Here is a 19364-nt window from a genome sequence, read left to right on the forward strand (position 1 = left end):
CACGTCAAATGCTGAGGCATTTACGAGTCAATTCCAAACAAGATTTGATTAATCGAATCGAAGACTGGTTAAAGGAGATAAACAGTGAACGAGTCATTTTTCGTTGGAAGTGGAAGCTTGAGGACATTGAAAATGCCTTCCTGCCCAAGAGTGAGAAGGCAGTTTAGTGCTAAACGAATTTGTCGAACGATATACTAGAGGGCATTTTGCAGACTGGCAACAAGGGGACAGGTGGACGATGTTCGAGGTCAAAAAGGCACAGAACTGCTTCAACAGCAAGTACGCCTTCATGTACAGGACAGGTGAAAAGATCGGGGACGACATCGTCGCCTGGATAGGCTCGATCTGCCCTGGCCTTACCTGCAGGCGCGATCTGCCAAGGCCCTTTTTCAAGGGCACCCTGCCCGATGGCACCCAGGTCCAGGGAGTCATTGGGGATGTGGCCTTCAAGGTCACCTTCCCGAACAACGACCCCGAGGGTACAAAGGCAAGCTTCGAGAAGGCCCTTGAAGCCCATCTGGTTGAGCATCTGGCAGCGCAGGACAAGTCCTGATGCCCGAGAAAATCCTCTCGTCCACCTTGAGTCTCTGCCCGCACTGCCTTGCCCGCATTCCCGCCTGGAACGTGCAAAGGGGCAGTGATGTGTATCTTGTAAAGGAGTGCCCAAGGCACGGGCGCTTTTCCACCATCATCTGGCGCGGCGCCCCGGACTACGAGAGCTGGGGCTATCCCAAGAAGCGTACCGGAGCCAAAACGTGTGCCAGAGCCTCTGTTCGGGGCTGTCCCTTTGACTGCGGCCTGTGCCCGGAACACCATCACGAGGCCTGCGCCATCCTTCTCGAAGTAACGCAGCGCTGCAACCTGCGCTGCCCTGTCTGCTTTGCCGATGCAGGGCAGGCGACAACGCCTGACCCGGATCTCGCTGCCATCGGCTCCTGGTACAAGGCCCTCATGGACCAGGCAGGGCCGGTCAACATACAGCTCTCCGGCGGAGAGCCCACCGTGCGCGAGGATCTTGCGGACATCATAGCCCTGGGGCACAGGACTGGCTTTCCCTTTGTGCAGATAAACACCAACGGTCTGCGCCTGGGAAAGGAGCCAGGCTACGCTGCTACTCTGAAGGACGCAGGTCTTGACTGCGCCTTTTTGCAGTTCGACGGGACAAGAGACGAAATCTACTGTGCCATACGAGGGAAAGAGCTGCTGGACATCAAGCTTTCCGCAATCTCGAACTGCGCCAGGGCAGGCATTGGCGTAGTCCTTGCCGTCACCCTTGTGCCAGGCGTGAACATGGACGATTTGGGAGCGCTTTTTCGCCTTGCCCTCTCCCATGTCCCCCACGTGAGGGCCTTGCATATTCAGCCCATAGGCTACATTGGCCGCTATCCCGCAACACCCCAAAATGAGGATCGCATAACCTTGCCGGAAATCATGCGCGCCCTTGAGGAACAGACAGAAGGCCTTTTGCAGACCTCCTTCTTCCTTCCGCCTGCAGGGGAAAACGCCCACTGCTCCTTCCACGCGAACCTGACAGTGCTGGAAAACGGCAAAATTGTGCCCTGGGTCGAGGACAGGGACGCATTGTACAGGGAACGGACAGAGCGTCCCCAGGGTGGCTCCGAACACGCCCGCAACTTCATGGCGCGGCAGTGGAGTGCTGCCCCAATCAGGGGAGAGGAACAGGGGCAGAAGCAGGATCAGGCTCAGACTCAGACTCAGGAAGACGAGCTTGCCCAAAGGCTTGCCCGCATGGCGACCCACACCTTAAGCGTTTCCGCCATGGCCTTCCAGGATGTCTGGAACCTGGACCTTGAAAGGCTGAAAGACTGCCACATAGGCATTTTGAGCCCCGACGCGCGCATCATTCCCTTTTGTGCCTACAACTTGAGCTCCGCAAATGGGCAGACCCTGTACCGTGGTAACATCGATACCATACACAAGCCATGATCCCCCGCATACCCTACGATACCTGGATGGCAGGCCGCCTTGGCCTTGAAAAACTCACCCGTGCTGATCTTGAAGCGCATCAGCTCGAGCGTCTGAACCGCACCCTTGTGCGCGCGAAGGCTCTAAGCCCCTTCTACAGCCGCCATCTTGCAAATATCACGCGCTTTCCCCTGCAAAGCCTTGAGGAAGTGGCGGACCTTCCCTTCACAACACCGCAAGACGTGCGCGAAAGGGGGCTTTCCATGCTCTGCGTGGGCCAGGGGGAGATCAGTCGCGTTGTCACCCTCTCCACCTCGGGCACCACTGGCGAGCCCAAACAGCTGCAATTTACCGGGGACGATCAGGATCTGACCCTTGGCATCTTCCAAAGCTCCATGGAACAGGTGGCACGTTCCGGAGAGGCCTGCTTTGTGCTCCTTCCCTGCTCGACATCGGGCGGGGTTGGCGATCTTTTGTGCACTGCCATACGGAAGCTTGGTGCGCGCCCCACAGCCCACGGGGCAATTGCGAACCTGAAGGAAACTGCCCTTTGCATGGCCGAAGAAGAGTCCTGCACCCTTGTGGGCATCCCGGCCCAGGTGCTGGCCCTTGCACGCTATTGCAAGGCAAAGGGGATAGATGTTCACGTGCGCAGCGCCCTCTTGTGCACGGACTATGTCTCAAGGGCTGTTGCCAGTACCCTGTACGACATCTGGAACTGCCCGGTATTTGAGTACTACGGCATGACCGAGGCCTGCTACGCAGGCGGCATGGAGTGTGCTGCCCACGACGGCTGCCACATGCATGAAACGGACCTTCTGGTGGAGATAGTGGATCCCGAAAGCGGCAGGGTTTTGCCGGATGGTGAAGAAGGAGAAGTGGTCATAACCTCGCTCTTGCGCCGAGGCATGCCACTCATCCGCTACCGCACAGGCGACATCTCGCGCATTCTCCCCGAGCCCTGTCCCTGCGGGTCCGTACTGATACGGTTGGAGAAGATACGCAGGCGCAAACACTGCCTCCTGTTTCTTGGCGAGAGGGAACTCTCTCTTTCCATGGCGGATCTTGACGAGGCCCTCATCCCCCTGCCCTGGCTTGGAAAATTTGGGGCAGAGCTTGTGCAGGACGGCCAGGGCGCGACGCTGGAACTAAGCTTGGGGTATTTCGGAAACAGAGATTTGAGTGCGATGCAAGAAGAGGTGCACGCAGCACTTTGCTCCATCTCCGAGATTTACAAGGCCCTGGATGCGGCTGTCTTGCGGGTCAGGGTGGCGTTCGAGGCCATGGGGGAGACTATCAGCCCCTCGGCAGCCAAGAGAACGATCCGCGTAGTCACAAGGTGACAAATATTTCTTGAGAGCAGCCCTACACTCCCCACTCCACGCTTCCACACACGTCGCGACAATGTGACAATTTTTGTTTTTGATCGCATTGCGTTTGCATTCTTCGGCACTTTGACGCAAAATGCTTTGCCTCAATGCTCTTGAGACCAATTTTCCTGTTCAAGGTATGCCGCATGACTCGCAAGAATCTTCTCGATATAGATCCCTCCATCCCGACCCTCGGACCCTGCAAGCTCCCCTCTCCCCTGTCCTACAGTGTCTGGGCCACAGACAGAAAGACACCCATCATTGTGGACGACGAGATGTGCACTCTTGTCACCGAACCCTTCATGCTGGACTTCGAAACAGCAGGTCCGCGCAGGGAGATCTATTTTGATCCGTTCAAGGCCAAGGCAGCTGTGGTCACCTGTGGCGGCCTGTGTCCGGGCCTGAACGACGTCATCCGCGCCATAGTCATGGAAGGTTATCACGGCTACAAGATGGCCGGTGTTCTGGGCATTCCCTTTGGCCTCGAGGGATTCATCCCCAAATACCATTACCGCAACGTGGAACTGACCCCTGACAAGGTGCGCGACATACACCTCTTTGGCGGAACAACCCTCGGCTCCTCCCGCGGTCCCCAGGATCCGGCAGCCATTGTGGACACGCTCGAGCGCAGCAACGTGAGCATGCTCTTCATCATTGGCGGCGACGGCACCATGCGTGCAGCCAAGGCCATCTACAACGAAATCACTGCCAGAAATCTCAAGATAGCGGTTGTCGGCATCCCCAAGACCATCGACAACGACATAAGCTTCATTCCCCAGTCCTTCGGCTTCGAGACAGCCGTCTCCAAGGCAACAGAGGCCATCGAATGCGCCCACACAGAGGCCCTTGGCGCCCCCTACGGTGTTGGCATAGTGAAGCTCATGGGCAGGGAATCCGGCTTCATCGCGGCCAGGGCTACCCTTGCCATGAAGGAAGTGAACTACGTGCTCATCCCCGAAGCACCCTTCACCCTTGACGGCCCGGGAGGCCTCCTCCAGGCTCTCGAGCAGCGCCTGAAGGATCGCGGGCACGCAGTCATCGTGGTTGCCGAGGGCGCAGGCCAGCATCTCATCAAGGGCGAAGAAGGCACGGATCCGTCCGGAAACCGCATCCTGAACGACATAGGCAAATTCCTCTGCGACAAGATCAAGGTGCACTTTGCCGAAAGCGACATCAAGCCCTCGGTCAAGTACATTGACCCGAGCTACATCATCCGCTCTGTGCCTGCAGCAGCCAACGACAAGGTCTACTGCGGCTTCCTGGGCCAGTACGCAGTGCACGCAGCCATGGCAGGCAGGACAGGCGTTGTCATTGCCAAGGTGCAGAGCCGCTACATCCACATGCCCCTGGACCTTGTTACCATGGAGCGCAGGAGACTCAGCATCAACTCCGACCTGTGGCGGGCAGTGCTCGAATCCACGGGCCAGGGAGATCTCTGGGGCATGCAGTTCTAGCCCCAATCCCGACAGTCGCAGTATCCGCAACAATTTCGGGGGCAAGGCATTTTTTGCCCTGCCCCCTTTTCATATCCTTCCCGTCCATCCCCTCATGCCCATGAAGCCCCGGGCCTGGGCCAAAGGGCCAGCATAGGGTTTCGGACAAAAAGCGCTTTTCGTATCCCCAAAAGTCCCTGCCCCTCGCAATTCCCCTCCACATATTTCGCATCCTTTGTCGGCACGAGCCGGACAGCAAAAACGAGGTCCCCATGCCTTCCATGACCCAAATCAAGGCCTCGGCCGGTTCAGGCAAGACCTGGACCCTGACACAAAAGTTTCTCGCCCATCTGGCATCGTTAAGCCCCGGTGCAGCCCGCAGCGGCGCCTGCACCCTGCACGGGCCGGAGGAAGACTGGCGCTCGGTCATGGCCATAACCTTCACCAACGCGGCAGCTACGGAAATGCAGGAGCGCGTTCTGAAGGTTTTGAAGGAGCGTGCCCTTAATCTCGACACAGAATCGGCCCCGGGCCTCACCCCAAGGGACGCCAGAGTCTGGCTTGAGCGCATCATGCACGACAGGTCGAGCCTCAACATTTCCACCATCGACAGTCTTTTGAATCTCATTGTGCGCATGTCCGCGCTTGCGCAAAAGCTTCCCCCGGACTTCGATCCTGTCTTTGCGAGTTCTGACATCCTCGATCCCTACTGGCAGGCAGTGAGCAACGAGGCCTGGCAGGACAACGAGGATTTGCGCAAGCTCATAGCCAGCATCTGCGAGAGCACCGTACGCTACAGCGACCGCAACGACTTCAAGGCAGGCGATATCATAAGAAATCGCCTTGCCAACATCCTGGAGCTTATCTTCAGGGACAAGCTTGAGGATCTCACCCCTGCGGAAGTCTTTCAGACATGGGACGGCAAGGGGCTTTTGCCCAGGATAAAAAAGCGCCTTTTCTCCCTCATAGACACGATTGTTCGCGCGGACGGAAAGTGCGCAGACGGCTGCGACAGCCCCGTTGTCATGGACAAGACCTTCAAGAAGGGTCTGCAAAAAGTCCTGATCGTTGCAGAAGGAAAGCTCGGCAAAAAAACTCTTTCCGCCTCCCTTGCGGAACTTGCAAGGCTGCGCCTGGACACGGATCTTCTAAAGGCCCTCGACAGCGCCTCCTTCAAGAAAAGTGCCATCAAGACAGTCAAGGCGAGCGGCCCTGTTCCGGACGATTTGGCAAAGAGCTACGACGAGCTTGTTCTGACCTGCAACGATCTTTTGCCCATTGATCACCTCCATACCCAAAGCCGCATACACGAGCCCCTCATCACAATGGCGCGCCTCATACACAAAAGGTACGCTGCCAATCTCCAGCACGAGGGTCTTGTGCCCAACGACCGCATCCCCATCATGGTCAGGGACATCCTCTCCGGGGACTTCGGGGTCGCGGACGCCTTGTGCCGCATGGGCACGCGCATAAGCCATTTTCTGGTAGACGAGTTCCAGGACACGAGCAGGGATCACTGGGAGGCTTTGAAACCCCTTGTGGCAGAGGCGCTCTCCTCCGGTGGCTCCCTGTCCTGGGTCGGCGACGTCAAGCAGGCCATCTACGGCTTTCGCGGGGGCGACAGCGAGCTTTTCGACGACATAGCGCAGGACGCAGACCTGACGTGCATGCTCGATTCTGGCGTAGACCGTCAGACGCTCGAAAACAACTGGCGCTCGCGCAAGGAAATCATTGCCTTCAACAACGCCCTCTTTGCTCCCCTGGAATACGCGAAAAACTGCGAGCTTGTGCTTGTGCCGGACGATGAGAAAGTCGCCAGCTACCAGGGCCTTGTGGGAGAGGTGCCCTCCCTCATTCAGGACGCGGAGGATCCCGAGACACCCATCCTCGAACACGTGGCGGCCAAGATGGCACAGGCCTACCAAAAGGGCGCGCAAAAGCCCTCTCCCAGGACCCTTGATGGCGGACGCGTGACACTCATCCGCTTCGGAGAAGGGGGCGAAGGCAGCGATGGAGACGAAGGCAAGGTGACCTCGGGCATGGACGAGGTCGTGGACGAGCAGCTTTTGGCAGTGAGTCTTGTGGCACAAAGGGAGCACGCCGAAGGAACACCCTGGGCAGACCTTCTGGTCCTTGTGCGCACAAACAGAAAGGCCATGGAACTTGCGCGCCACTTGAGCTCCGAGGGCATCCCGGTCATCACCGAAAACAGCCTTCTTTTGAGCGATCACCCGCTCATCGTGCAGACCATAGCCCTGCTCTCCTTTTTGCGCGCTCCGGAAGACGACGTTGCCTTCTGGACAGTTGCCAGCGGAAGCATTGTTGCGCGGGATGGCGAGCGCGACGTCTCAAGGCCCCTTCTCGACACAGAGCTTTCCCTGCTCTCGCGCCTGCGCAAGAAAAGGCGCGATCTGAACGGGAAGGATACCGGCCGCGACGTGGACGATGACGATGCGTTCGAGGAAATTTCACAGGACATGCCCGAAGCCCTTCTTGGCGACAGCATTTTGCAGGGCAAGGGGCGGCCGAGCCTGGCCCTGCTTTGGCAAAGGCTTCACCCCGAGGCCTGGGAGACCATCTTCGCACCTCTTCTGGACGCAAGCGGCAGCATCACTCCCTACGATATGGTGAGTGAATGGTACGCAAGGGAAAATGTCCTTGAGCGCTTTCCCGAAGCAGGTCCCTTCCTGCAGCGCTTTTTGGAGATATTGTACACCTCGCAGGGGCGCGGCATCCGCTCCCTGGGAGACTTTCTCGACTACTGGAACGAGCACGGCCAGGAGGAAAAGGTGCCCATGCCCGAGGGCATGGACGCCGTGCGCATCATGACCACCCACAAGGCCAAGGGCCTGCAGGCACCCGTGGTCATCACCCCCTGGACATCGCAAAGGACCAGAACCAGCGCAGAGACCATGGTGGTCGAATACATAACACCCCTGCATCCCCAACCCCTGCGTGCTCTTGCCACCTGCAAGAGCTTCTTTCCCATGCGCACTGCCATGGACCTCAAGGACGCCTTCGAGGCCATCAACCGCTTCTACGTGGCCTTCACAAGAGCCGAGCGGCGCCTGTACGTCTTTCTTTCCGAAAAGCCCCAGGGCGATGGCAAGCAGCTGGAAAGGCTTCTGGAACTGGCTGGCCCGGCAATCCCCGAGGCCCTACCCTGGTCCGAGTACAGGGATGTACATGAACCCGCAGGGGACAGGGCAGAAGGATGCATAGAGAGTGCGCACTCCGATCCCCTTGAACCAGGCAAAACAGGGAACACGGCAGCACGTGCAAAAGCCTGGGACATGGGAGAGCGCGAGGGCTATGCCGCAGATTCCGCCTGGAGCCCCATGGCCTGGATGCCCAATCTTCGGCTGCATTTCGACTTTCTGGACGAGAGCCACCCCAGGGACAGGGCCAGGGAGGAAGGTGTCTTTGTACACGCCTGCCTTGAGGAGATGGCGCGCCTCCCTGAGGGTGTGCGCGACAATGCGGGTGACTACGCAAGGGCCAGGGAGCGCATCGTGACAGACCTTCTTGCCAAATTCCCCTGGCTTGGGGACGGCACAAACTTCCGGGAGAGAACAGCTGCCGAGCTTTCCTGGTACGCTGCCCTGGACGAGCGCTGCGGCTGGATGCGCTACGGGCTTCCCGAACAGTCCATAGCAACAAAGAACGGCAAGATTTTGCGCACGGATTTGCTTGTGCTCCACCCCGAAGGCCCCATGGTCATCGAATACAAGCACGGCCAGACAGAAGAATCCTTCATGGTGAGCTACCACGCCCAGGTTCGCGCCTACCTCAATACCCTGAAGGCAGCCGATCCCTCCTGCAACCCCCTGGGCGTCATCGTCTACCTGAAGCCAAGGCGTTTGCACCTTGTGTTTGCGGACGGCACAAGCCTGGCACCCGACGGCCCTGTGCGCGGCAATCTTGCGTCTGTGATCCTCCTTGCCGAAGAAGAGTTTGCAAGGCTGTACAAGGGCCCTGCAGGCCGCAGCATGCTGGATCCAGCAGACGGGAACAACGAGCAAGACGAAGAAGGCGGAGAGTAGCCCCATGCAAAAGCCCATACACATCTTTTCCTGGAACAGGCCCTTTTTGCCTTCCTTCGCACGCTTTCTCGACAGTGAGAATCTAGGGACACTCGATGTCCCCCTGCTTGTGTCGCCCACCTACCGCCCCTGGCAGTATTTGCAGGGACTTCTTTCAAGGCCGGGCGAGACCAGGATTTTGCCGCGTCTTCTCACCTTAACGGAGCTTGTCGAGCTCTGGCACAAGGAAGTGAAGCGCTCCTCCCCGACTCAAGCCTCGATCCTCGATAGCGTGCACCTTGTCTGGCAGGCCATACACATGCTCGACGAGGGCGAGGCGAAGGACATGCTCGCCTCCATGGATCTGAACAGCTTCTTTCCCTGGGGCGAGAAGATCGCAAGCCTTGTGGACGAGATGCTTGGCTGCAACATCCTGCCAGAGGACGTGCTTGCCTGCGACGACGAGGTCTTGCCCGAGGCTGCAAAGCTTTTGCAGTCCCTGGGGCAGATAGGGAAAAACTACCTTGCGCTTTTGAACGAACACAATCTGACCACAACAGGGCTTGCCCAGTACGAGGTGGCAGCCTCCCTTGAACATCCCCTGCCCTCCCTTGTGCGCCCCACAAGGCACAGGCCTGTCTACATCATGGGCTTCTACAATCTGAACGCCACCCGCGAGCTCATTTTGAAGCGCCTGTGGGAGGATGGCGCAACAATCTGCCTGCACACGGATCCCCTGGTGGCAGATCCCGCAAGACGCCACAGGGCCCACTGGATCTGCCAGCGCCACGTGCAGCTTCTCGAAGAATGGCAGGCAGAGGCCGTGCTGCATAATGACGAGAAGAGCGGGAGCGAAAAAGGCTCGCAGCCTTCCGTACACTTTTTCTCCGGCTACGATCTCCACTCCCAGCTCTCAAGGCTCAGGGACGACCTTCAAGGCTTGGATACGGAGCAGAAGGCCTGCGTCCTTTTGCCTACGGCTGGCCTTCTCATGCCCACCCTGCACCATGTGCCGGAGAGCCTGCGCCCGCACCTCAACATTGCCATGGGCCTGTGTGTCGCAGACACTCCCATCTTCCAGCTTGTGCACGATCTCCTTCTATTGCAGGACAACAGGGACAACGAGGGCCGCTACCACTGGAAGCGCCTGCTTGCCTGCGCGGATTCCCCGCTTTTGGCAGGCCTTGAGGGACCCTTTGGCGAAGGCATCCTGCCTGCCATTCGCAGATACCGCACCCAGCTGTGCCGCGGCCTGCGCTTTGTTGACCCCTTCGAGGACGTTCTTCGGGCCGAGATCTTCGACGACGCTCCTGCCGAAAGCGCTGCCATGCGCGAGCTTCTCCTGGTCCTTGTCACGGGCTTTGCAGAAATCTCGACTACGGAGGATCTTGCACAGGCCCTGCAGGGCCTGTGCGATCACTTCAACACCAGGGGCACAACCCTGCGCTCGACATCTCCGGTGGACATGGAGGCTCTCTTCCACATCGAGCACAGGCTCATCCCCATGCTGAGAAACACCCTGCTGCACGAAAGCGAGCTCGGCCTGAAGGTCCTTGTGCGCATCCTGGACGACTTCTGCGGCAAGGAGCACATGTTTTTCGAACCGGGCGCAAGCGTTGTTCCAGACTCCCCCCAGAAGAGGCACAATCCCTGCGAGGCAAGCCTGCAGATCGTGAACGTGCTGGAAAGCACCCTGCTCTCCTTCGACAGGGTCTATGTGCTGGACGCAACGGACGACAGCCTCCCGGGCCCAAAGAAGCACGATCCCCTGCTCCCGGATTCCTTGCGCGCAGTCCTTGGGCTTCCGGATCTGCGCCTTGAGGAGACCGAGACAGGCTACGGGATCTTAAGGCTTTGCAAAAGCTCCGGCGAAAAGTTCTTCTACTGGCAGGAGGGCATCACCCGCACCTGGCTTTTCGATGGCAAGAAGAGCAGAAGCCGCTTTGTGGAAGAGTACATCTGGGAGCTGGAGCAAAAGCTTGGCAGGGTGCTTGCCAGCGGCGAGGCACCCCTTGAGGTTGCCCGCTGCGTGCTCACCCCCATGCAGCCCCAGGATCGGACCCTGCCAGTACAGGACAGGATCTTCGAGATTTTGCAGGACAGGCTTGCAAGCCCGCTCTCGCCCTCTGCCATGGACCAGTATCTCTCCTGCCCCCTGCAATTCGGCTTTGCCCGCCTCGCAGGCCTCAAGGCCCTTGAGATGGTCAACGAGACGGACGATCCCACAGGCCTTGGCACCCTTATCCACGAGGTGCTCGAAACCTTCCATGGCCGCCATCTGAACGAGCTTCTCGAAGACAGGGAGGCCTGCGCGAAAGAGCTTGTGGAAATCTTCAGGGACACCCTCCACTCCGACAGCTGTCTTTTGAGCATGACGCTCCCTCCTGCAAGTCTTGCCATGCTGGAGGCCCAGGGCTCCCGCAAGCTGGAGACCTATATCCTGAACCAGCCCGAAGACAGCAGACCCATCCTGCTTGAGCGGGACATCAGCGCCCATGTCAGTGTCTCCGGCAGAGACATTTCCCTCTTCGGCCGCATAGACAGGATGGACAGGCGCAAACGGGGTCTGGTGGTTTTGGACTACAAGACAGGAACGCGCATCAACAATGTGCACCCGAGACTGTGGACCATGGACGCTTTCTTCGAAAAGGTGCAGGCTCTGACCGTGGCCTCCACCCTGGACGCCACGGACAAAAGGACCCTGCATGAGCTTTTCCTGACCCTGCGTGAAAACGCCAAGAGCATACAGTTGCCCTGCTATGTGACCATCTGCACACACGAAACAAGGCAGCTGAAGAGGGAAAGCATGCGGCCGGACATCTGGCCAGAGGGGAAGTTCGGGGACGCTGCCTTTGTGGCCCTTGCCTCAAAAGGCGAGGAAATCCCCATCGACGCTCTGAAAAGGAAAGGCAGGGCAAGCGACGAGATGGACGAGCGCCACAGGCGCATCCTTTCCCTGTGTCCAAAGCTGGTAGAGCTTGTTGTCCTGCACATGCAGCACACGGAAGAACTGGTACAGATGCGCGATCCCGTACGCTGCGGGCGCTGCAGCTTTGCCCAGCTCTGCCTTGCCTAGCCTTGAGTCCCCGGGCATACCTGCCTATAGTGGGCCCATATCCCGCTTTCGTCCCTGCCAGGGGCAACGCCCCTGTTGCACAGGAGGCACAACTTGAACGTCATTGTGTTGAACATGCGCGGGCAGCCGCTTATGCCCTGTGCGCCAACCAAGGCCCGCAAGCTTTTGAAGGCAGGCAAGGCCGTCGTGGTACGGAAATGGCCCTTCACAATCCAGCTGAAGATTGCCACTGGGGAAAACAGGCAATTTACGGACTGGTTTCCCCTGCCTCCCTTTCCCTTCGCTCTTCCCAACAGGCCGAAGGCAGGCTTCGAGAATCACCTTGTCTGGTTTCGCAAATACACAGCCAGGGAAATGAAGGCCTGTCCCCACGACAAGGGACCCATGGAGCTCAAGATAGTCCACACCATGAAGGTCGTGGACCTTGCTCGCAGCATATGCCACAGCGAGGGGCTGGAGAAGCAGGAGACATACATCTCTCTTCTTTCCGCCCTCTACCACGATGTGGGACGTTTTTTGCAGTACAGGCTGTGGCAAAGCTTCAGGGACAAGAAATCCGCAAACCACGGCCTCATCGGCGAGAGCATCCTCAAATTCTGTCACATCCTTGGCAACGAGCCGAACGAGGTGAAAGCCGAGGTCACAAAGGCTGTGCGCTGGCACAACGCGGCCGAAATCCCCGAAGGCATGCAGGAGAGTGTGGCACTCAAGGTCGTTCGCGATGCGGACAAGATAGACATCCTGCGCGTCATAGACGGGCACCTCTCGGGACCTGGTCCCTACGAGCCCACAGCCATTCTGAGCCTTCCGGACGATCCGGAACTTTTTTCGCAGAAGGTCATCGACTGCGCCCTTGAGGGGAGCACTGCCTCCTACGAGGACTTGCGTTCCGTCAACGACTTTCGCCTGCTGCTTGGCAGCTGGATCAACAGCCTGAACTTCGAGGCCGCACGCAGGGTGCTGGCAGCGCAGGGACACGTGGAGCGCCTGCTTTCCCCCTTGCCGGAAAACATCTACGGCAGCGCAAAAAAGGCTGTCCTTGAAACCGTCTCAAGGTATCGGGTCTGAGGCACACGAAATTTTCCGCAATTTTGGCAAATGTGTGCCACAAGCTCCCTTTCGGGCCCCTGCCACGGGACTTTTCGGCCATTTGTCACGTGATTGCGCAACAAAAGCCATATTTGCCTTTTTTCCCTTCCTTGTGTAGAAAAAGGGTTCACGGACTGACTGGAACCTCTATCTTTTCAACCCTTTTGCCATGGCCAAAACCCTGGCAAGAACATCCTGAACCCTGGCAAGACACCTCGTGTTCATTCAGCTTCCCGGAGGACCTATGACGCTTCCTTCCCTCAAGATCGGCGATCTGACAGCCACCATGCCCGTCGTGCAGGGCGGCATGGGCGTGGGTATTTCCCTGTCGGGTCTAGCCTCGGCAGTTGCCAATGAAGGCGGCATAGGAGTCATAGCTGCAGCCATGATTGGCCTGCTCGACAAGGATGTGACCAAGGATCCCCTTGCTGCCAACCTGCGTGCCCTGAACAGGGAAATATTGAAGGCCAGGGAAAAGACCCAAGGGCTTATCGGCGTCAACATCATGGTGGCGCTCACCCACTTCAGCCAGCTTGTGCGCACTGCCATCGAATCCCGTGCGGACTTCATCTTCTCCGGCGCAGGACTTCCCACGGATCTTCCCAAGCACCTTCTCGAGGCCTGCGAGCAGAAAAAGGAAGACTTCAAGACAAAGCTTGTGCCCATTGTCTCCTCCGCCAGGGCCGCTTCCATCCTGGCCAGGAAATGGATGCGCAATTTCAACTACACCCCTGACGCCTTTGTGGTGGAAGGCCCCAAGGCCGGCGGCCACCTGGGCTTCAAGGAAGAGGAAATCACCAATCCCTCCTTCTCCCTTGAGCAGATCGTGCCCCCCATCGTGGATGTCGCAAAAGAGCTTGAGGACAAGTGCGGGCGCGCAGTGCCTGTCATTGCAGGCGGTGGTATCTTCACTGGTGCCGACATCCGCCGCATGCTTGAGCTCGGAGCCTCCGGCGTGCAGATGGCCACGCGTTTCGTGGCAACGGAAGAGTGCGACGCCAACATCCGCTTCAAGGAAGCCTATGTAAAGGCAAAGCCCGAGGACGTGACCATCATCCACTCCCCAGTGGGCATGCCCGGCCGCGCCATTGACAACGAGTTCATCGAAGCCTCGCGCAAGGGTCTCAAGAAGCCCTTCCGCTGCATCTACCACTGCGTGAAGACCTGTAACAGGGAAAAGACCCCCTACTGCATTGCCCTGGCGCTGCTCAGCGCCATGCGCGGCAATCTGAAAACCGGCTTTGCCTTCTGCGGCACCAACGTGGGCCGCATCGACCGCATAAGCACAGTGCACGAGGTCATGGAAAGCCTGCGCAGGGAATACGAGGAATCCGCGCCCAAATAGGCAGGGAACAAATTCTCAAGGAAACGGGGTACCTTAGGGGCCCCGTTTTTTTGTGGGATCGGGTACCTTCCACACCACCGGAGTACGGGTCACGTATCACGGCGGTTCAACTAAACAAGGCTTGCTTGGCTCTGAGGCACTCCGTTATTTCGAAAAGCGACAAGAGTCCGTGTTTCCTTAGCCACGCATTTGGAAAGGCCCCATGCATGTGGGATTGATGGCTATTCCACCATGCTCCCTGCCATTGCCTGCCGCCTTCCGTGCAGCTATTGGACTTTGAGTTTCGCGACCCTCTCATCCGACACGCCGGCCTCATATACGGTTTCTGTCCGTTAGGTCAGTGGTTTGCCATAGACTTCCTTCAGAACTTGCCTCGCGACAAGCCCCTTGTCTTTTCGAGGTTCCCGCTGCCGGGCCCTCAGAGAGCTTGCACCTCCTAGTCCTGCGCCATGCCGGGCGCACTGCAAAAAAAGGCCCCGGGAACACCGGAGCCTTGTGCGTGCATTGTGTACGGGTCTAGAAAAGGTCCCTGGACTCTATGGCGGGCTTTTCTATGCGGTCCTCCACTTCCACGCCCTTGGGGGCAGTGAAGCGGAAGGCGCGGGAAGGAATGTCTGCGTCCGGAATAAAGGACGTGAAGCGCACGTCGTTGGCGTTGCCGTAGAAGTCGGTGATGACAGCGCGCTGGATATAGCCCTTTTCGGGATCCACATAGAGGCGCGCCTCCACAAGCTGGGGCACGGGTTCCTTGGGGTAGAGCTGAAGAATACGCAGCTTGCCCTCTGTTCCAGCGTCCTTCACGTCAAAGTCCTTGGAGAGCAGGGCCTGGCCTGTCACCACCTGGATGAGGGAGCGCGAGTCCTCCACAAGCTCCCTTGGGTAGCGGTAGGCAATGTTCTCGTCCGCGATATAGTCCCAGATCTCCTTGTCGGTGATGATGAGCCTTTCCGCGACCGGGGGCTTTGTTTCCCAGGAAACCAGGAAGGGGCGTCTGAAAAGAAGTTCTCCCTCGCGCTTTTCCGTCTGCCCGCTTTCCTGATGAGTCAAATATTGGGTGAAGTTGGCCTGGAAGGATTTGAGGGAAGCGTAGCGGTCGCGTATGGTCGTGGCTATTTCGTCAGCTGCAAGGGCGCCTTGCGCGAAACAAGACAAGCACATGCAAAGACACATGAGAATGCGCATGGGCGCGCATACAATCCTGTTCATATCCATCCTCTGTGGCATTTTGATGTATCCTGGCCTTAGCGTATGAGCACAGGCCTTGGTTTGCCGGCTCCCGGAGAGGGCCCCACAAGGCCGTCGCGATCCAGCTGATCCATATAGCGGGCAGCCTTGTTGAAGCCTATGTTGAAGCGGCGCTGCAGAAGGGAGATGGAGACATGCCCCTTTTCCCTGCAGAATTCAATGACATCCTGGTACATGGCGTCCTGGCTCGACACGGAACCCTTGCCGGAAGGAGCGCTCTCCTCCTCTTCCTGGCCAAAGGTGGCAAAGTCCACCTGGTAGTTGGGCTTCACCTGCTTTTTCCAGAAATCCACCACGGACTGCACTTCCTCGTCGCGAAGGAAGGGGCCGTGCAGACGGATGAGATGGCCTCCGTTGGGGTTGAAGAACATGTCGCCGTTGCCAAGGAGCTTTTCGGCCCCTGCCTGCCCCAGGGTCGTGATGCTGTCCTGGCGCGAGGAGACGCGGAAGCATATGCGGCTCGGGAAGTTGGCCTTGATAAGGCCTGTCACCACATCCACACTGGGGCGCTGGGTAGCGATGATCATGTGGATGCCACAGGCCCTGGCCAGCTGGGCCAGGCGTATGATGCAGGGCTCCACGTCCTTGCGGGCCTGAAGCATGAGGTCTGCCAGCTCGTCTATGACAATGACAATATAGGGCATGGGCGCAAGATCCGCCAGTTCCGGGGGAAGGTTTCCCTTGTAGGAGGCGAGTTTGGCGTTATAGCCCTGAATGTTCTTCGTGTAGAGCCTGGACATCTGGCTGTAGCGCTGGTCCATCTCCCGCACTGCCCACAAAAGCGCGTTCTTGGCGTCCTCCACTTCCTTGACCACTGGGTGGACAAGGTGGGACTCGTCCTCGTAGATGCCCATTTCCACGCGCTTCGGATCCACAAGGAGGAGCTTGAGCTCCGCGGGCGTCTTGCGCAAAAGCAGGCTTGTGAGCATGGCATTGAGGCACACACTCTTGCCCTGGCCTGTGGCGCCTGCCACAAGCAGATGTGGCATCTTTGCAAGATCGCTCACAAAAGGCTGGCCTGTCGTGTCCTTGCCCACAATGAGCGGGAGTGCCGCGCCGGATTCCGCAAAGACTGCGTTTTCCGCTATCTCGCGGAAATTCACCATGGCACGGGTGCGGTTGGGGATGACTATGCCCACGGTGTCCGTGCCCGGCACAGGAGCCTGGATGAAAACGGAAACCGCCATGAGCGCACGGGCAATGTCCTCGGTGTGGCGTACAAAGGCGCGCACCGAAACGCCGGGGGCCGGGCGCAGCATGTAGGTGGTGACCACAGGCCCTGGTGTTGCCCTGACAAGCTCTGCCTGGATGCCAAAGTCCCCAAGACAGCCCATGAGGCTGTCCTCGCACTCTTCGAGTTCCTCGTCCTGGACCTCAAGGTCTTCCTGGTCTCCCTCGGGCTTTTGCAAAAGCTCCAGGGGAGGCAGAAAAAGACCGTCTCGACTGACGCTGCGCGAGCTTGTCACAGCGGGCTCGGGCGCCTTGCTGCGCACAATCTCGGGCCTTGCGGGCCTTTGCGGGATGTCGTCCTCCTCGTCCTCCATGTCCGGCTCGTCCAGATCCGGGGCAAGGGGTTCGGGAATGTTCACAACAGGATCAAGGACACGGGCGCTGCCCAAATCGATGGACCGGACATCCCTTGCCTGGGCCCTTTTGGCAGGCCCTGCCTTTGCGGCCTGCCTGTCCGTTCCTCCCCAGGGCAGGGCGTCGTCCGCCATATCCAGGGGGCCATCGTCCTCGCCTCCGAAGAGTGCAGTCATTTCCCTTGCGCGCGAAGAGGCGTTCAGGGGCTTTTCTTCGGCAAATGCCCCAGAACCCGAAACGCCGCGGCCAAAGAGCCTGAAATCGTCGTCCGGCTCAATCTCCCTGGCAGAGGCCGGAAGGCCCGAGGCACTCACAGTCTTGCCAGTCTTCCCCTGGCCCATGCCACCGGCCTCGGCAGGTGTTGCCGATGCAGGAGCGGATACGGCGGCTCTGCCTGTCTCTGCGACCGGTTCATCGGTATCCGCTTTGCCAGTATCCGGGCCGTCTTCTTCAGGAGCAGAGCCTGCAGGAACGGCTCCCGCAGGAACAAATCCTTCACGCCCCCCATCCCTGGTATCGGGCATGCCAATATCGGCCTCATCCTCGGCAAAGAGGACATCCTTCTCTGTCTGGTCGAGAGCCGCAAAAGCGGGCATTGCGGACTTTTCGTCCCTGGTTCCCTCCTCCATTTCGAGGAGTTCCAGAAGGGGTGCGCCCTTTTCCTTGCCTACCCTGACGCGGCCCCTGTTCGCCTGGGCCTTGCGCTCCGCATCGACACGCGAAAAGGCAGGCTTTGGCGCATACTGCTCCGCGTAGCTGTGATCCATGGGAACATCGGAGCTCTCGCAGCTGGCAAAGGGTATGTCCTCCTCGGCAAGGCGCAAAGGTCTGAAACAGTTTCTGACCGGAACCGGCAAAAAGCCGTCCTCGTCCCTCTCGCCACTGCGACCCTTCCTGCCCGCAACAGTTTTGAGGCCCTTGAGCACGCGAAGGCCTATCCCCCCTGTCCTCTCCCTGTCCTTCGGCTCGTCCTCTTCTTCCTCTGCGTCGGGATTGTCCCTCATCTTGCGCAGGCGTGCGGCACGGGGTCGGTTTTCATCCTCCATGAGGATAAAGTCTCCCCGATCCCTTTCCCCGTCCTCCTCTTCGTCCTCGTCGCGGACAACAAAGCGCGAAAAAAAGGTGCCCAGCCTGTCCACGATTCTGCGCCAGGGCAGATCGACGAAGAGCTGAACACCCACAAAAAGGAGAAAGAGCCACAAAAGGGCTGCGCCAAAGGGCGAGAGCAGGCTTTTGGAGGCATGGTAGATGATGGCACCAAGCATGCCTCCGGCCTGCAGATCGCCGATATGAACGTCAAGGGCTGCCAGAAAGACCAGCACGCTGAAGGACGTGAGGGCGCAGCCAAGCCAGCGCCACCACGTAAGGGCAAGGCGCTGGGACAGAAAGCCAAGCCCTATGCCGCCCAGAAGAAGGGGCAGCAAAAGGGAACCGGAACCGAAGAGGTCGTTGAGGAATCCTGCCGTATAGGCGCCCAGAAGACCACCGAGATTGGTCACCTTGCCACGGCTCATCGCGTGATTGAGGCTCGGATCCGACGGGCTGTAGCTCAGAAGACTCATGAGCAAAAGCACCATCCAGAACAAGAGGAAGACGCCGAACATCTCCCTCAGCCAGAAACCGCGCGGTCTCTCCCTGAACTCGTCCTCGAAGGGCATTTATTCGCGTCCGAGATATTCCCTGGTTTCGGTGTTGACCTTGATCTTGTCGCCCTCGTTCACGAACAGGGGAACCTGCACCACTGCGCCGGACTCGAGCTTGGCAGCCTTGGTCACGTTGCTCACGGTGTCGCCCTTGGCGCCGGGTTCGGTCTCCACGACCTCAAGCACCAGGGACATGGGGATATCGATGTCCAGGGGATTGCCCTTGTAGAGCAGCACGCGGCACTGCTGGCCGTCCTTCAAGAAGTCGGACTTGCCGGAAGTGGCGTCAGCGGGCATCTGGATCTGCTCGTAGCTGGTCATGTCCATGAAGATGAGATCCGTGCCTTCCTTGTAGAGGAACTGCATGTCGCGGGTCTCGAGGTCGGGACGGCCCACCTTGTCGCCGCTGCGGAAGGTGATGTCCTGCATGCGGCCGGTGAGGATGTTGCGCAGCTTGGTGCGCACCATGGCGCCACCCTTGCCGGGCTTGAAGTGCTGGAAGTCAACAATTTCGTAGGGAATGCCGTCTACCTCAATCTTCAGGCCTTTGCGAAAGTCAGTGGTGGAATACATAGGGGCTCCTTGAAAAAATTTTCCTGTCAATGCAGGATATTGGCAAAATCTGAGTTCC

Annotated in this window: 11 protein-coding genes; 8 read left to right on the top strand and 3 right to left on the bottom strand. The window is 58.7% G+C overall.

Going from position 1 to position 19364, the window contains the following annotated elements; translation table 11 throughout:
- The first annotated feature begins 238 nt into the window (after positions 1-238).
- The 8 genes from B5F76_RS04830 (at position 239) to B5F76_RS04865 (ending at position 14261) form a co-directional block, all read left to right on the top strand.
- Positions 239-553 carry a hypothetical protein gene (locus tag B5F76_RS04830; RefSeq protein ID WP_087351854.1) on the top strand — a complete coding sequence of 105 codons (315 nt, stop codon included), beginning with the start codon at positions 239-241 and terminating at the stop codon, positions 551-553.
- Entirely contained in the window at positions 553-1947 is a 1395-nt protein-coding gene (gene trsS, locus B5F76_RS04835; RefSeq protein WP_087351857.1) for a radical SAM (seleno)protein TrsS, read from the top strand. The genes B5F76_RS04830 and trsS overlap by 1 nt, the downstream gene beginning before the upstream one ends.
- Positions 1944-3269, top strand: coding sequence for a DVU_1553 family AMP-dependent CoA ligase (locus B5F76_RS04840; protein WP_087351860.1), 1326 nt, complete (start codon positions 1944-1946; stop codon positions 3267-3269). The genes trsS and B5F76_RS04840 overlap by 4 nt, the downstream gene beginning before the upstream one ends.
- 173 nt (positions 3270-3442) lie before the next feature.
- On the top strand, positions 3443-4750 hold the full coding sequence (locus B5F76_RS04845) for an ATP-dependent 6-phosphofructokinase (protein ID WP_087351862.1): 1308 nt from the start codon (positions 3443-3445) through the stop codon (positions 4748-4750).
- 260 nt (positions 4751-5010) lie between these two features.
- Positions 5011-8772 carry a UvrD-helicase domain-containing protein gene (locus B5F76_RS04850; protein WP_162608689.1) on the top strand — a complete coding sequence of 1254 codons (3762 nt, stop codon included), beginning with the start codon at positions 5011-5013 and terminating at the stop codon, positions 8770-8772.
- A 4-nt stretch (positions 8773-8776) separates the two neighbouring features.
- On the top strand, positions 8777-11827 hold the full coding sequence (locus B5F76_RS04855) for a PD-(D/E)XK nuclease family protein (protein ID WP_087351865.1): 3051 nt from the start codon (positions 8777-8779) through the stop codon (positions 11825-11827).
- Positions 11828-11920: 93 nt separating this feature from the next.
- Entirely contained in the window at positions 11921-12895 is a 975-nt protein-coding gene (locus B5F76_RS04860) for an HD domain-containing protein (RefSeq protein ID WP_087351867.1), read from the top strand.
- A gap of 265 nt (positions 12896-13160) precedes the next feature.
- Positions 13161-14261: an NAD(P)H-dependent flavin oxidoreductase gene (locus B5F76_RS04865; protein ID WP_087351869.1), complete on the top strand. Its 1101-nt coding sequence runs from the start codon at positions 13161-13163 to the stop codon at positions 14259-14261.
- 516 nt (positions 14262-14777) lie between these two features.
- Here the strand turns inward: B5F76_RS04865 and B5F76_RS04870 are convergent.
- The 3 genes from B5F76_RS04870 to efp are packed head-to-tail and all read right to left on the bottom strand — an operon-like array spanning position 14778 to position 19306.
- Complete coding sequence (locus B5F76_RS04870; RefSeq protein ID WP_239406964.1) at positions 14778-15467, bottom strand: LolA family protein; 690 nt, start codon at positions 15465-15467, stop codon at positions 14778-14780.
- A gap of 35 nt (positions 15468-15502) precedes the next feature.
- A complete protein-coding gene (locus tag B5F76_RS04875) occupies positions 15503-18748 on the bottom strand; it encodes a DNA translocase FtsK (protein ID WP_087351871.1) in 3246 nt (1081 codons plus the stop codon).
- Positions 18749-19306: an elongation factor P gene (gene efp, locus B5F76_RS04880; RefSeq protein ID WP_087351873.1), complete on the bottom strand. Its 558-nt coding sequence runs from the start codon at positions 19304-19306 to the stop codon at positions 18749-18751.
- Positions 19307-19364: the final 58 nt, after the last annotated feature.

It is taken from the genome of Desulfovibrio sp. An276 (genome assembly GCF_002159665.1).
Taxonomy (GTDB): domain Bacteria; phylum Desulfobacterota; class Desulfovibrionia; order Desulfovibrionales; family Desulfovibrionaceae; genus Desulfovibrio; species Desulfovibrio faecigallinarum.